The sequence below is a fragment of the Actinomycetospora sp. NBRC 106378 genome (assembly GCF_030269685.1).
GTDB lineage: Bacteria > Actinomycetota > Actinomycetes > Mycobacteriales > Pseudonocardiaceae > Actinomycetospora.
The window spans coordinates 130,631-145,322 of record NZ_BSTT01000006.1; the positions used below are offsets into that span (position 1 = coordinate 130,631).

Annotated in this window: 14 protein-coding genes; 6 read left to right on the forward strand and 8 right to left on the reverse strand. The window is 73.1% G+C overall.

Annotation, left to right across the window (positions count from 1 at the left end):
- The first annotated feature begins 43 nt into the window (after window positions 1-43).
- The gene (locus tag QSK00_RS15720; RefSeq protein WP_285592063.1) at window positions 44-979 is read left to right on the forward strand and encodes a hypothetical protein; all 936 of its coding nucleotides are present in this window, start codon (window positions 44-46) and stop codon (window positions 977-979) included.
- A 107-nt stretch (window positions 980-1,086) separates the two neighbouring features.
- Here QSK00_RS15720 and QSK00_RS15725 read toward each other — a convergent pair whose 3' ends face one another.
- On the reverse strand, window positions 1,087-2,184 hold the full coding sequence (locus QSK00_RS15725) for a tyrosine-type recombinase/integrase (RefSeq protein WP_285592064.1): 1,098 nt from the start codon (window positions 2,182-2,184) through the stop codon (window positions 1,087-1,089).
- Window positions 2,185-2,274: 90 nt separating this feature from the next.
- Window positions 2,275-3,864, reverse strand: a complete 1,590-nt coding sequence (locus tag QSK00_RS15730; protein WP_285592066.1) for a Na+/H+ antiporter — start codon at window positions 3,862-3,864, stop codon at window positions 2,275-2,277.
- A gap of 138 nt (window positions 3,865-4,002) precedes the next feature.
- Between QSK00_RS15730 and QSK00_RS15735 the strand changes: the two genes are divergently transcribed.
- On the forward strand, window positions 4,003-4,761 hold the full coding sequence (locus QSK00_RS15735; RefSeq protein ID WP_285592067.1) for a DUF4118 domain-containing protein: 759 nt from the start codon (window positions 4,003-4,005) through the stop codon (window positions 4,759-4,761).
- Here QSK00_RS15735 and QSK00_RS15740 read toward each other — a convergent pair.
- Together QSK00_RS15740 and QSK00_RS15745 are read right to left on the reverse strand one after the other, a co-directional pair.
- The gene (locus QSK00_RS15740; protein ID WP_285592068.1) at window positions 4,716-5,276 is read right to left on the reverse strand and encodes a molybdopterin-binding protein; all 561 of its coding nucleotides are present in this window, start codon (window positions 5,274-5,276) and stop codon (window positions 4,716-4,718) included. The genes QSK00_RS15735 and QSK00_RS15740 overlap by 46 nt on opposite strands.
- A 60-nt stretch (window positions 5,277-5,336) precedes the next feature.
- Entirely contained in the window at window positions 5,337-6,791 is a 1,455-nt protein-coding gene (locus QSK00_RS15745) for an aldehyde dehydrogenase (protein ID WP_285592069.1), read from the reverse strand.
- A 156-nt stretch (window positions 6,792-6,947) separates the two neighbouring features.
- Here QSK00_RS15745 and QSK00_RS15750 point away from each other — a divergent pair, with 156 nt between their 5' ends.
- The 3 genes from QSK00_RS15750 (at window position 6,948) to QSK00_RS15760 (ending at window position 10,364) form a co-directional block, all read left to right on the forward strand.
- Window positions 6,948-8,438, forward strand: coding sequence for an aldehyde dehydrogenase (locus tag QSK00_RS15750; protein ID WP_285592070.1), 1,491 nt, complete (start codon window positions 6,948-6,950; stop codon window positions 8,436-8,438).
- A gap of 312 nt (window positions 8,439-8,750) precedes the next feature.
- Window positions 8,751-9,563, forward strand: coding sequence for an amino acid kinase family protein (locus tag QSK00_RS15755; protein WP_285592071.1), 813 nt, complete (start codon window positions 8,751-8,753; stop codon window positions 9,561-9,563).
- A 12-nt stretch (window positions 9,564-9,575) separates the two neighbouring features.
- A complete protein-coding gene (locus tag QSK00_RS15760; protein WP_285592072.1) occupies window positions 9,576-10,364 on the forward strand; it encodes an amino acid kinase family protein in 789 nt (262 codons plus the stop codon).
- A 95-nt stretch (window positions 10,365-10,459) separates the two neighbouring features.
- Here QSK00_RS15760 and QSK00_RS15765 read toward each other — a convergent pair whose 3' ends face one another.
- Window positions 10,460-10,918, reverse strand: coding sequence for an ATP-binding protein (locus tag QSK00_RS15765; protein ID WP_285592073.1), 459 nt, complete (start codon window positions 10,916-10,918; stop codon window positions 10,460-10,462).
- Between the two features lie 106 nt (window positions 10,919-11,024).
- On the opposite strand from QSK00_RS15765, the gene QSK00_RS15770 reads away from it, so the two are divergent.
- Entirely contained in the window at window positions 11,025-12,239 is a 1,215-nt protein-coding gene (locus QSK00_RS15770; protein ID WP_285592074.1) for an alpha-amylase family glycosyl hydrolase, read from the forward strand.
- A gap of 12 nt (window positions 12,240-12,251) precedes the next feature.
- Here the strand turns inward: QSK00_RS15770 and QSK00_RS15775 are convergent, their stop codons facing one another.
- The 3 genes from QSK00_RS15775 to QSK00_RS15785 form a co-directional block, all read right to left on the reverse strand.
- Complete coding sequence (locus QSK00_RS15775; protein WP_285592075.1) at window positions 12,252-12,689, reverse strand: hypothetical protein; 438 nt, start codon at window positions 12,687-12,689, stop codon at window positions 12,252-12,254.
- A gap of 118 nt (window positions 12,690-12,807) precedes the next feature.
- Window positions 12,808-13,965, reverse strand: a complete 1,158-nt coding sequence (locus tag QSK00_RS15780) for an MBL fold metallo-hydrolase (protein ID WP_285592076.1) — start codon at window positions 13,963-13,965, stop codon at window positions 12,808-12,810.
- Window positions 13,962-14,612, reverse strand: a complete 651-nt coding sequence (locus tag QSK00_RS15785; protein WP_285592077.1) for a LysR substrate-binding domain-containing protein — start codon at window positions 14,610-14,612, stop codon at window positions 13,962-13,964. Before QSK00_RS15785 ends, QSK00_RS15780 begins: the two co-directional genes overlap by 4 nt.
- Between the last annotated feature and the right edge of the window lie 80 nt (window positions 14,613-14,692).

A 14,692-nucleotide genomic window follows, 5' to 3' on the forward strand; every position in this document is an offset into this window, starting at 1 on the left:
GAAGTACCTAGCCTGGACCGCGACTGTCATCGCACTTGGAGCGTTGACGTTCTGGCTCCTGACTAAGGGCACCCGTGGCGCCGAGATCGCCAACGTTCTTGCCTTGCCGGTGGCGATCCTAGGTGCGCTGGTCGCGATGGTCGCGGCCGGAGTAACACGAAGCAAGGTCGCTCCTGAATCCGCTGGACGGCGCAGACAGGTAGGTACCGTCACGGAGCCGCCCGAGCGCCGGGATACAGGGCTGGAGGCCGACACTTCGGGCTCGCCGACGTCCAATGGGCGAGCCATGACTAAAGAGCTCTTCTTTACTTGCGGGGCACCTGCGCCTCTGCACGACGCAGCCGCTGAGCTACGATGTGCCGGCTACTTGGTCAAAGGACAGCCGCGCGATGTGGACGGGGTCTGGTGGCTCCAGGGGTACTCCGCCGCCTCGGAACTGAGCGACGACGATCTCCGCAGGCTTGATGAGATTGCCGAGCACTGCGGAGTGGTCTTCGACGGGTGGGGCACTTACCACGGGCCTGCGCGACTCGACGATGGTCCTGGAAAGACTGAAGCGCAGGGGACCTTGGGGGCGCCGAAGCAGCCCTCGGAACGCGGGAGGGCGTTCACGCTCTTCGATGACGTCCCTGCCGCGGACGCCACCGTTATCCCGCTACCCAAACTGGACACCCACGCACGGGCGCGACTGTTCGTGCTGACGGTATCGCAAGTGCCGCCCGAGGAGATCAACAACAGGAACAACGACGGTACCCAGATCTACGTGCGCGAGGGAGCAGTGCTGCCCGATGGCACGCCGGTCGGCCACTACCGAGAGATATGGCGCTACCAGACCGACAAGGAGGTCTACAGGCCGCAGTGGATTGATCTGCCCGAGATATTGGGCCCGGTCGCCGACCTGGTCATTTATCGACCCTACGACGGACCAACGTCCTCTCCCGTGCCTTACCGAGTGACTGCCGTGCTCAACATCCTCTAATGAGAGGGGCGAGAGTCGCGGAATGATCGCACCGATCGTCAAACAGCAAGGATGCGAGGTGTGGCCCACTGCTGAGGACGCTGGCTTTGTCCGCAGCTAGCTAGTCCTCAGGTGAGCCAATGGGTGGGGTTGGTGGGGTCAAAGGTGCGGGCGGCGTCGATGTAGGGGTCCATGGAGGCCCGCGAGCGCCAGCGGCCGTGGCGTTGGACGTCGCGTTCGGGGACGCCGGCGGCGATGGCTTCGGTGGCGAACCCGCGTCGCAGGCTGTGCCCGCCCCAGAGCTGCGCGTCCTCGAGCCCGGCCGCGGCGGCGCGGCGCTTGATGATCCCGGCGACCGAGTTGCGGTGCAGCCCGCCGGCGCGGGGGCGGCGACCGTAACGGTCGATGCCGCGCCAGGCGGGGCCACCCGTGATGCCGTGGGAGCCGAGCAGGTCGCGCCAGCGGGTCCAGGCGGCACCGGCGTCGAGCAGCGTCGATTCCTCACTCCCCTCCCCCACCAAGCTCTCCGGGGACGGGGCGGCGATGCCGATCGTCGTGCCGGCGCCGTGCTGGTCGGTCTTGGAGCGGGAAAGGTGCACCGAAAGGCCCTGCTCGGAGGGGTGCAGGTCGGCCATCTGGAGGCGGGCGAGGTCGTCGGTGCGCAGCGCGGCCTTCCATCCGATCAGCAGCAGGGCGTGGTCGCGGGCGTCGGCCAGCACTTCCTCGGGCCGCAGCAGGCGCAGCACTTCGACGAGGGGTTCGCGGCGGGCGGCGGCGCGGCGGCGGGTGGGGGCGACGCCGGGGTGGCGGCGGATGCCGGTGATGGTGCGGCGGACGGCTTCGGCCTGGACGGGGTTGTCGAGCTGCGCGGTCTGGTGCACCACGGAGATCGCCGCGAGATAGCCGGACAACGTCCCGGGTCGCAGACCCTTCCGCTCGCACACCTGCCCGGCCGCCACCGAACTCGCCGGATCCGCCGGGGTGGCCGGCCGCCACACTGGGGCGAGGTCGGCCAGGAACCGGGCGACCGTCAGCGGCTCCGCTGGCAGCGACCGCTCCCCCACTGCCGCGCACCACGACTCGAAGCGGCGCCACTGCCGCTCGTAGGCCGACCAGGTGTTCGCCGCCCGAGCGCCGCGGGCGTAGGACTCGGCCCGGGCCGTGAGCTCGTCGCGATGCTCCACGAGCTCCCCGGAAGCGTCCTCGGAGAGCTCCGCGGCGGTCACCGGAGAAGCCTCTCAGCCGCGAAAGCCGCCGTCAGGGAGGCGCGCCGGGCCAACCGGGCAGATACGGCGGTTGTGCACGGTTGGGTCCCCTCACTCCGGCCCCGGAGCGCCGGTCAGGCCCAGCTCCTCGTTGTCGAGCTCTGCCTGGACGCGCAACACCACCTCGTCGTCGATCAGTCCGTCGTCGCGCAGTTGCACGAGGACCCGCCGTCGTTCCCGCACCAGGGCGAGGCGGATCGCGGTCTCGACGTCGTCGTCGGCCCGACGCCGTTCCTCCTCGACGACAGCGCCCGTCCGTCGACGGCGACTCTCGTGCTCCGCGCGCAACTGGTCGACGAGGGCGTCGGAGGCGCCGTGGTCGGCGGCGGCGCGAGGCAGGATCGCGAGCGCGCCGTCGATGGTCCGGGTGTGCGCGAGGGCCATCTCCTCGTCGGCGGCGACGTCGGGCGCGTAGCGGGCGAAGCGGATCACCGCGGGCAGGGTCAGGCCCTGCACGAGCAGCGTCACGAGGATGACGCCGAAGGTGACGACGAGGAGCAGGTCGCGCTCGGGGAAGGGCGCCCCGTCCACCGTCGTGAGCGGGACGGCCAGGGCGATCGCCAGCGAGACCGCGCCGCGGAACCCCGACCAGGCGAGTGGCAGCCGCTGGCGGGCGGACATGCGCCGCGCCCGTTGACTCGCCCGCCGGTCGACCGCCCGGATCAGGTACGGCACGACGTTCAGCCACACGAGCCGGGTGAGGATCACCGCCGCCGCCACGAGCAGCGCGGCGAGGACCCCGACGCCGAGGGTGCGTGAGGAGAAGCCGGCCACCGCGACGGGCAGTTCGAGCCCGACGAGGAGGAAGAGCGTCGCGTTGAGCAGGAAGGTCGTGATCCGCCAGAAGGCGTGCGCCTGGACCCGGGTCCGCGCTCCGATCGACCGGGGCCCGACGCGACCCAGCGCGAGGCCGCACACGACGACCCCCAGCACCCCGGACGCGTCGATCTCCTCGGCGAGGAGGAAGGCGACGAACGGGGTGAGGACGCTGACTGTGCTCTCGACCAGCGGGTCGCGGGCGAGGCGGCGCACCACGATCGCGAGCCACGCGACGACGAGGCCGACGACGATCCCGCCGAGGTAGGACACCGCGAAGCCCTCCAGGGCGCCGAGCACCCGGAAGGGCTCCGCGCCGGTGGCCACCCCGAGCGCCAACCCGAAGACGACCAGCGCCGTCCCGTCGTTGACCAGGCTCTCCGCCCGCAGCATCGTCAGCGGCCGGCGCGGCAGCCCCCGGGCGACGGCGGCCACGGCGGTCGCGTCCGTGGGCGCGACGATGGCGCCCAGCACGAAGCCCACCGGCCAGCTCAGCCCGAGCAGCAGGTGCGCCGTCGCGGCCACGGCAGCGGCCGTCGCGATCACGAGGAAGACCGACGACAGCACGAGCGTGCGCAGGTCGTTCCGGATCTCCCGCAACGAGACGGTCAACGCCTCCCAGTACAGCAACGCCGGCAGGAAGAGCAGGACGACGAGCTCCGGCGGCACCCGGATCGTCGAGGTGAAGGGCAGGAAGCCGAGGGCGACGCCCCCGACGATCAGCAGGACGGGGCCGTTGAACCCGGTGCGCTTCGCGACGATCTCCGCGAGCACGACCGCGACGCCGCAGAACACGAGCACCGCCAGGCCCGTGATGTCGTACATGGGGACTTCCTAGCCTCCGGCCTCGATCCGGACAAACACGGACCTCACGCGTCCCGGTGGCGTCAAGGTCCCGGGACCCGGCGTCATCAACCCGACAACGCCGGTCGTCGCTGCCCGGCGCGGCGGTTCGCTGGCCCGATGACGGACCGGGGACGCGCGTGGGCACGGGTCGCGGCGGTGGTGGCGCCGTTCCTGGTCGCCTGGATCGCGGGACTGCTGCACGACGTGCTCGCCAACACCGACGCGGCCCTGGTCCTGGTGCTCGTCGTGGTCGCGGCGGCCGCGCTCGGCGACCGCCTCGCGGGTGTGCTCGCCGCCCTCGCGTCGGCCGCTTCCTTCGACTTCTTCCTGACGGCCCCGGTCAACAGCTTCGCGATCGTCGGACGGGAGGACGTGGAGACCGCCGTCCTCCTGCTCGCGATCGGCATCGCCGTCAGCGAGATCGCCTCCTGGGGTCGGCGTCAGCAGGCGGCGTCCGGGCGACGGGCGGACTACCTGGACGGCGTCGCCCGTGCCACGCGGCTGGCCGCCGAGGGCTCGCCCCAGGTGCCCGACACGATCTCGCGCATGATCGCCGAGGTCCTCGACCTCGACGCCTGCCGGTACGACCCGTACTCCGTCCCCGGCGCGACCCCCGACCGCCCGGTGCTGCAGCGCGACGGCTCGATCACGCGCAAAGGCCACGTCCTCGACGTCCGCCACGACGGCCTGCCGGGCATGGACGTCATCGAACTGCCCGCCGGGCACGACGGCGGGTGCTTCCTGCTGACCGCGAGTACCGAGGTCCGTCGACCCTCCCCCGAGCAGATCCTCGTCGCGGTCACCCTCGCCGAGCAGCTCCCCGCAGCACCTCAGGACACGCGGACCACCCGGAGCTCGACGAGGTCGGAGACGTAGCGCCCGCCCTTGACGTCGCCCGGCACCACGAGCCGCGGGCGGGTCAGCGGTTTCCCGTCCTCGGTGAGGGAGACGAGCAGCCCGCGGTTGCCGAAGTCCGGTGACACCTCGCCGTAGGCCACCGTCGCCGCGTAGCCGTCGGCGCCGAGGGCCAGGACGGCGAAGCGGAGCTGGTCGTTCTTCGCGGCAGGGTCGGTGGCGAGGGACTGCGGAGGCAGCAGGGTGTCGAGGGCGACCCCGCGCTCCTGGTGGCTCTCGGCCCCACGGGAGCTCTGGAAGGACACCGTGACGTCGCGCTGCGGAGCCGCGGCCAGGTCCTGGGCGGTGAGGACACGCTGCGGGTCCCGCACGGCGCCGGTCACCCGGACCGCACCGGCCGGCACGTCCGCCGACGCGCTCGTCGGTGCCGGAGCGGCCGGAGCAGCAGGCGCGCCGCAGGCGGTGAGCAGGACCAGGAGCGCGACCGCGCCCACGGCCCGGGCCGGGGTGGAGAGAGAGGGGAACGGCGTGATCACGAGGTCATCCTGCGCCGCATCTACGTCTCTATGGAAGGTCTCGATCCGCATCCGCGCAGATCACCGCACATCGGACCCGTCGTCGGGACGGATGGCCATGACGACGGCCTGGGGTTCGGTGAAGAACTCCCGGCTGAAATCCCCGCCCTCCCGGCCGACCCCGGAGTCACCCATCCCCCCGAAGGGTGCCCGCAGGTCGCGGACGAAGAAGCAGTTCACCCACACCGTGCCGGCGCGCAGCGCACCCGCGACCCGGTGGGCGCGGCTGAGGTTCTCGGTGAACACCATGGCGTTGAGGCCGTAGCGGGTGTCGTCGGCGGCTCGCACCGCCTCGGCCTCGGTGTCGAACGGGGTCACGGTCACGACCGGCCCGAAGACCTCCTCCCGCTGCACCGGGGCGTCGGGCGGCGCGTCGAGCACCACGGTCGGGGTGACCGTCCACCCCTCCCCCTCGCCTCCGGCCCGGATCTTCCCGCCGGAGCGTTCGACGCCGTCGAGGTATCCGCGCACCTTCGCGTGGTGGGCCTCCGAGGCGAGCGGGCCGATCTGGGTGCCGGTCACCTTCGGGTCTCCGACCACCAGCGCACCGGCCGCGGCGACGAAGCGCTCGACGAACTCCTCGCACACCCCGCGCTGCACGTAGAGCCGTGACCCGGCGAGGCACACCTGCCCGGCGTTGGTGAAGACCGCCTTGATCGACCAGTCGACGGCGCCGGCGAGGTCGGCGTCGTCGAACACGAGGTTCGCGCCCTTGCCCCCGAGCTCCAGGCTCACCGGCACCAGGTTCCGCGCCGCGGCCGCCGAGATGACCCGGCCGGTGGCGGACTCGCCGGTGAAGGTGATCCGGTCCACCCGCGGGTCGTCGGTGAGAGCCGCACCGGCGGAGTCGGGTCCGTAGCCGTGCAGCACGTTGAGGACCCCGGGCGGCATCCCGGCCTCGAGCGCGAGCCGGGCCACGACGGTGGCCGACGTCGGGCTGTCCTCGGCCGGCTTGAGCACCACCGTGTTGCCCCAGGCCAGCGCCGGCGCGACCTTCCACGACGCCAGCATCAGCGGGAAGTTCCACGGGGCGATCGCGGCGACGACGCCGGCCGGGGGAAAGCGCGAGTAGGCGTGATGGCCGGTGTCCATCGGGAGCACGTCGCCGTGCGCGAGCCGCGCGTGGTCGGCGAAGAAGCGCAGGTTCTGCGCGGTCCGCGGCACGTCCTTGCCCCGGGCGTCGTCGATGGGCTTGCCCATGTCGGTCGTGTCGGCGAGAGCGAGCTCGTCGGTGTGGGCGACGACGAGGTCGGCGAGCCGGTGCAGGACCGCACCGCGCTCGGCGAAGCCCATCCGCGGCCACGGGCCTTCGTCGGAAGCACGGCGGGCAGCGTCGACGGCCCGGTCGGCGTCGGCCGCCGAGCCGAGCGCGACCGAGGCGTGCGGCGCGCGGGTGGCCGGGTCGACGGAGGGGAACGACGCGCCGTCGGACGACTCCTGCTCCACGCCGTCGATGACGTGCGGCACGAACATCATGCGACGAGCATGATCCGCATCTGCGGTCCACTAAAGCGAACAGTTCCGCAGATGCGAACGCTTTGGGTTGTTGATCGACGCAGGAGCGGTCACCATGAGGATGTGCGCCCGGTCACTACCGGGTGCGACCGACGCCGACTCGAGGATGAGGCGCACATGAGCATCACCAGCGACACGCGGGCCCCGATCAAGACCGCCGACAAGTTCTACATCGGTGGCGAGTGGGTCGACCCGTCGTCGTCGAGCACGATCGACGTGATCGAGCCCGCGACGGAGAACGTCTACTTCACCGTGGCCGAGGCGCAGGACGCCGACGTCGCCCGCGCCGTGGGTGCGGCACGGGAGGCGTTCGACCACGGGCCCTGGCCGCGGATGACGCACGCCGAGCGCGCCGGGTTCCTGCGCGCGATCAGCGCGGCGGTGAAGGAGCGCGCGGACGACGTCCTGCAGGTCTGGCCACGCGAGTCCGGGATCATGTTCCCGGTCGCCCAGGGCATGATGGCCGGGGTCCCGGACGCGTACGACTTCTACGCCGACCTCGCGGACAGCTTCCCGTTCGAGGAGGCGGCGACCCCGACGGCGGGCGGCAACTACGGGATGATCGCCCGCGAGCCGGTCGGCGTCGTGGGCGCGATCGTCCCCTGGAACGCGCCCATGACCCTGATCGCCTACAAGCTCGCGCCCGCCTTCCTGGCCGGCTGCACCGTGATCCTCAAGGCCTCGCCCGAGGCTCCCGGCGCACCCCTGATCATGGCGGAGATCGCCGAGCAGGTCGGGCTGCCGAAGGGCGTGCTCAACGTCCTCACCGCTGACCGCGAGGTCTCCGAGAGCCTCGTGCGCGACCCGCGCGTCGACAAGATCGCGTTCACCGGGTCGACCGCGGCGGGCAAGAAGATCGCCGGGATCCTCGCGGACCGCATCGGTCGCTTCTCCCTCGAGCTGGGCGGCAAGTCGGCCGCGGTGATCCTCGACGACTACGACCTCGAGAAGGCGGCCGCGACCCTCTCCGGCGCGGAGTGCTTCCTCTCCGGCCAGGTCTGCTCGTCGCTGACCCGTATCGTCGTGCCGCGTCGCCGCCACGACGAGATGCTCGACTCCCTCGCCGGCACGTTCTCGCAGGTCAAGCTCGGCGACCCGTTCGACCCGACCGTGCAGATGGGCCCGCTCGCCATGCAGCGCCAGCGCGACCGCGTGGAGTCCTACATCGAGCTCGGCAAGAGCGAGGGCGCCACCCTCGCCACCGGCGGCGGACGCCCGAAGGACCTCGAGCGGGGCTGGTTCATCGAGCCGACCGTGTTCGGCAACGTCGACAACTCCTGGCGGATCGCCCAGGAGGAGATCTTCGGGCCGGTCCTGTCGGTCATCCCGGCGGAGGACGAGGAGGACGCGATCCGCATCGCGAACGACACCGTCTACGGCCTCAACGCCGCGGTGTTCACCAACGACGCGGACCGGGCCCGCGAGGTCGGCGGGCGCCTGCGCTCTGGCACCGTCGGGCACAACAACTTCCACACCGACTTCGGCATCGGCTTCGGGGGTTACAAGCAGTCCGGCATCCACCGCGAAGGTGGCGTCGACGGGCTGCACCCGTACCTCGAGAACAAGACGCTGATCTTCGAGGAGAAGCCCAGCAACTACCCGGGCTAGGTGCTCCGCCTGTGAGTACTTCTCCGTGTCGGAGCACGGAGAAGTACGCACGGGGCGAAGCCACCTCCAGGCGCCGAGGGAGGCGAAGGACAAGGGCCCGCCGAGGTGGAGAAGTAACTCACGTCACCTGATCGGTCGTCCGTCCCGTTGGCGCGGCGACGGGTCGGTGACCAGCCCCGCGCCTGCGGCGCAGCGTGACGCACGGGCCCGCAGACGGGCGTTCGTGCTGGTCAGCGGGTCGTGGCACGAGTCGGTCGCGCGCCGCTAGATTCGCGTCCGCCCTCCACGACCCGGGGGCGGAGAGGAACCGTCGTGACCGCCCCGACCAGCAGTGACCTGGCGTCGCTGCTCCGGACCCGCTCGTTGGACGACGCCGCGCTCGCCGCGGCGAGCATCGATGCGCCGGACCACGCCGTGCTGCCCGAGGCCTCCGTGGTGAAGGTGGGCGGCCAGAGTCTGATGGACCGGGGCGCCGCCGCGGTCCTCCCCGTCGTCGAGGAGCTGCTGGCGGCGCGGGGGCAGCACCAGCTGCTCATCGGCACCGGCGGCGGCACGCGCGCCCGGCACGCGTACGCCCTCGCCGCCGAGCTGGGCCTCCCGACCGGCGTGCTCAGCGACGTCGGCTCCGCGGTCGCCGGCCAGAACGCGACGATGCTCGGGTACCTGCTGGCCCGCCACGGCATCCCGGTCGTCGCCCCGAACGCCTTCGCCTCGCTCCCCCTGCAGGTCGCCGAGGTCGGCGCCGCGGTCTTCGCCGGCATGCCGCCGTACGGCATGTGGCAGCGCGTGCCCGGCGAGGGCGTCATCCCGCCCTACCGCACCGACGCCGGCTGCTTCCTGGTCGCCGAGACCTACGGCTGCAGGCAGATGATCTACATCAAGGACGAGGACGGCCTGTTCACGGCCAACCCCAAGAACGACTCGTCCGTCGAGTTCATCCCCGAGATCACCGTCGACGAGCTGCTCGCGCGCGACCTGCCCGACCTCGTGCTGGAGCGCGGGATGCTCGAGCTGCTGCGCGACGCCCGCCGCGTCCGTTCCGTCCAGGTGATCAACGGGCTCGTGCCCGGCCGCATCACCGCCGCCCTCGCCGGCGAGCACGTCGGCACCATCATCTCGGCGTAGAGGAGACCTCCGATGACGGACACCAAGGACGTCCCCTCGGCGCTGATGCGCCAGACCCTGCTCGACCGCCGGCTGGTCCGCGAGGCCACCGACGTCGAACACGGCCCGCTGCGCCTGCTGCCCTGGCTCGACGTCGTCGTGCTCGGCGGCTCGACGATCATCGACGGCGGCCGCGACACGCTGCTGCCGGTCGTCGAGGAGATCCGCTCGCTGCTGGGCTCCCGTCGGATGCTCGTCCTGACGGGGGCCGGCGTGCGCGCCCGCCACGTGCTCGGCGTGGGCCTCGACCTCGGCCTGCCGACCGGCGCCCTGGCCGGGCTCGCGGCCACCGAGGCGGAGCAGAACGGCCACCTCGTCGCCGCGCTCCTCGCGAGCGAGGGCGTCTCCTACCTGCCGCACGGCGCGGTCGCCGGTCAGCTCTCGGTGCACCTCGCCGCCGCGCCCGCCGTCGTCTCGAACGGCTACCCGCCCTACGGCGTGCACGAGTTCACCTCGCAGCAGACCAAGCTGCCGCGCCACCGCACCGACGCCGGTGCCCTGCTCCTCGCCGACGCCCTCGGCGCGCGCTCGGTCACCTACGTCCGCGACGCGGACTCGCTCGGGCGGTTCGGCGGCGCGGACCGCGTCTCGGCGAAGGAGCTGCGGACCTCCGATGCCGAGCTCCCCCTCGACCGCATCGTCGGCGAGCTGCTGGAGAACGCCAAGCACGTGCGCGAGGTGCGCATCGTCGACGGCACCACGCCGGGCCAGATCACCAGCGCGGTCGCCGGCGAGCCGGCGGGCGTCACCGTCCACGCCTGATCCGGTTCCCGACGACGGGTCGGGTCGGTCGAGGGCGGCGGAGTGCGGCGGAGTGCGTCCCTGCCGGCGCACTCCGCCGCACTCGGGGCACCTGGTCAGTCGTCGGAGCCGGCGGGCCAGCACATCCGGACGGTCGTGCCGTCGTCGCCGGTCTCGATCGTGCTGCGGCGCGCGAGCCGGCCGATCAGGTCGATCCCGCGCCCGCGGAAGCCGGGGTCGCCCCGCGGTTGCCACACGCCGTCGTCGGCGACGAGTACCGCCACGCCGCCGCCGCAGGCACGGGGCCCGGCCACGAGCTCGACGGAGCAGTCCCAGTCCGGGCACGCGTGCTCCACCGCGTTGGTGACCGCCTCGTCGACGACCAGCAGGATCGACTCCGCGGTCTCCTCGTCGACCTCGGCCGCGTCGAGCCACGACCGCACCTGTCGGCGCAGGGCACGGACGGTGTCCGGGGCCGCCTCCCGCCGCTCGCGCACGCCGCCGCCGCCGCGCGGCTCCGGCCAGCACACACAGGCCGGGCCCTCGGTGCGCGGCGCGTCCTCCGCGGCCGTCACCTGCTCCCGCCGGACCACATGTCGCTGTCCCTCATGCGTACCGGCTACCCGTTCCGACTGATTCCGACCGCCGCGTGCGCAGCGACTCGTGCCACCATCTGCGGCGATGAGCGAGCCCGGCTGGGTCCACCACGCGATCTGGTGGCACGTCTACCCGTTGGGCGCCGTCGGCGCGTACCCCGGGGACGAGCCACCCCGCCCCGGAGAACATCGGCTGCGGCGCCTGGTCGGGTGGCTCGACCACGTCCAGCGCCTCGGCACCAACGGCGTCCTGCTCGGTCCCGTGTTCGCCTCGACCAGCCACGGCTACGACACGATCGACCACCTCCGCGTCGATCCCTGCCTCGGCGACGTCGACGACCTCGACGCCCTGATCGCGGCAGCGCACGAGCGCGGTCTGCGGATCCTGCTCGACGGCGTGTTCAACCACCTCGGGCCGGAGCACCCGCGCGTGCTCGGCGCCCGGGCCGACCCGGCCGGGCCCGACGCGCGCTGGTTCCGCCACGACCACGACGGCGGGCTCGCGACGTTCGAGGGGCACCCCGGCCTGCTCGCCCTCGACCACGGCCGCCCCGAGGTCCGGGACCACGTCGTCGACGTGCTCGCGCACTGGCTCGACCACGGCATCGACGGCTGGCGACTCGACGCCGCGTACGCGGTGCCCGCCGACTTCTGGGCCGAGGTGCTCCCCCGGGTCCGCGAGCGCCACCCCGACGCCTGGTTCCTCGGCGAGGTCCTGCACGGCGACCACGCCGAGATCGCCCGCGCGACGACGATCGACTCGCTCACGCAGTACGAGCTGTGGAAGGCGATCTGGTCGAGCCTCAACGACCGCAACCCCCACGAGCTGGCCCACGCCCTGCGCCGCCACGAGCACTTCCTGTCCGCCGAGGTCCCGGCGACCTTCGTCGGCAACCACGACGTCACCCGCCTGGCCAGCCGTCTCGACGACCACCGCGCGCTGCCCCTCGCCCTGGCCGTGCTGTTCACCGTCGCCGGGACGCCGAGCGTCTACGCCGGCGACGAGTACGGGCTGACCGGGGTGAAGGAGGAGCGCGTCGGCGGCGACGACGCCGTGCGGCCCGAGCTCGGCGACCCGGACGTCCCGCCGCCGGGCGCGGACCTCGACGTCCTGCACCACCACCAGGAGCTGATCGGCCTGCGCCGTCGGCACGACTGGCTTCATCGCGCGCACGTCGAGGTGGTCCACGTCGACCACGAACGGCTCGTCTACCGCAGCCACCTCGACGACCACGCCCTGCTGGTCACCCTCGACTACGGCACCGACGACCGGGCCCCGAGCTGGTCGACCGAGGGCTGAGCGGCGCGCCGTTCAGCCGATGCCGTCCCGCGCGACGCCACGCGCCCGCCGGGGCGGCCGGGCCGGGAGGCGCGGACTGCGCATCTTGCTCGCCAGCAGCGCGGCGTCGAGGCGCCGCCGGGTCAGGCGGGGTTCGTCGACGTCCACCACCACCCGGTGGAACGGCCGCCCGCTGAGGTAGACGACCACGAGGTCGGCGCCGTCGTGCACGGCCCAGAACTGGCGGCGTTCCCCGATCCCCCAGCAGCCGGTCCGGAACCGCCGGGGCCACCACAGCGCCGGCGCGGCGAGCCGGGGACTCGAGACGAGGGCGTCACGACGCGCCATGACCCGGACCCCGAGGACCCGGTCGAAGGGCACGACCAGCTCGCCGCGCCCGCCACCGACGGCATCGAGCCCGGAGAGCCGGACCGTGAACCCGGCCGACCCGACGTCGAGCCGCACCGCCATGGCCACCTCGCGCGCTCGGGAACGGACCGTTCGGTCTCCTGTCGGCATCGCGGGCGATGGGGTTACCCCGCCCGGCGTGTCCGCGTCGAAGTTGGGCCGGTCGGCGGCGGCTCGCGGCTCACACGGAGGCGGCCGCACCGCCGAGGACGGGGTCGTCCGTGACCGGAGCGATCTCCCGCCACCAGGGCGACCCGGACCCCCTGTCGGCGTGCTCGGTTGCTCCGTCAGGAATCCGCAGCCGCTGCCCGGGCCGTGGGAGGGCGACCCGGACGCCGTGGGCCGCGGCCGCACGCAGCGTGCGCTCCGCCGGTTCGGCCCAGCGGTGGAAGCCGAGGGCGAACGTCGCCCAGTGGACCGGGAGCAGCACCCCGCCCCGCAGCGCGAGGTGCGCCGCGACCGCCTCCTCGGGGGTCGTGTGGATGTCCGGCCACAGCTCGGCGTAGGCACCGACCGGCACGAGGGTCAGGTCGAACGGACCGTGCTCGGCCCCGGTGCGGGCGTGGACCGCGCTCGCACCGGTGTCCCCGGCGACGTAGACGGCGTGCACCGGACCCGCGACCTTCCACGCGGCCCACTGCGTGGTGTTGCGGCGGAACCCACGGCCGGAGAAGTGCCGCGCCTCCAGGCAGGTGAACGTCAGCCCGGCAACCGTCGCGACGCCGTCCCAGTCCCGCTCGACGATCCTCGCGGCGGCGATGCCCCAGGAGCGCAGGTGCGCCCCGACCCCGAGCGGTACGACGAACGTCGCCCCCGTGCCGCGGGCCAGTGCCACCACCGCAGGGCGGTCGAGGTGGTCGTAGTGGTCGTGGCTGACGAGCACGACGTCGACCTCGCCGAGCGCGTGCAGCGCCACGGGCGGTGGGTGGAGGCGGCGTGGCCCGAAGCCCGGGACGGGGGACGTGCGCGTCGACCAGACAGGATCGGTGAGCACCCGTCGTCCGTCGATCTCGAGCAGGACCGACGTGTGCCCGAACCACGTGGCGGCGAGCGCGGCGCGCCCGGAGAGGACCGGGTCCGTCGTGAGGGGGACCGGGCCGGGCGGCGAGCCCTGCTCCCGCCGGCGCAGGACCATCGTCGCGACCTGCCGGACGGTGACGTCCGGGCGGGGCAGCCCCGGCTCACGGTTGGCGAACGCCCCGTCGGAGGCGTGCGGCGAGGTCGACGCGGCCCGCCGGAGGACGGCGATCCGCGCGCCCATGTTCCGGCGCACGTGCAGCCCGAACGCCGCGGCGCCCAGCGCGGCCGCGGCGAGCGGAGCGGCCGCCCCTCGCCTCACGCCCGGGCCCCCTCCCGCACGAGGGAGACGAACGTCGTCGCCGCCGGACCGAGGTCGTCGTCGCGCCGGAGCACCAGGTAGAGGCAGCGCTGCACCGGGTCGCCGTCGAGGCGGACCGTCCGGACGTCGTCGCGGCCGTGCCGGTCGAGCGCCCAGGCGCTGATGACGCCGACGCCCTCGCCCGCGGCCACCGCCTCGATCAGGCCCTCGTTGGTGTCGCGGATCGTCCAGCGCTGGTCGGTGACGAGCGGGGTGCCGCGGTCGGCGAGGGCGTCGGCGAACGAGCGTCGCGTGCCCGAGCCCTCCTCGCGCTCGACCAGCGGCGTCGCGGCGAGCTGGGCGACGGTCACCGACGCGGCTCCGTCGAGCGGGTGCCCGGCGGGGACCGCGAGGACGATCTCGTCGGCCCCGACGACCTCGGCGACGAGGTCCGCGTCGTCGGGCTCGACCCCGGCGAAGCCGACCTCGGCGTCCCCGCCGCGCAGGGCGGCGAAGACCCCGGCCGAGTCGGTGACGGTGGTGGCGACGGTGAACTCGGGCTGCTCGGCCCGGAACCGGTCGACGAGGTCCGGGACCAGGAACTCGCCCGGGATGCTGCTGGCCGCGACGGCCACCGCCTCGGCGGCGGCGTACGGGTCCTGCGTCATGGCGCCTCCTCCTGGGGTGATCACGGCAGGCATACCCACCTGCGGGGGCCATCACGAGGCGCATCGGTCCGCAACGGGTA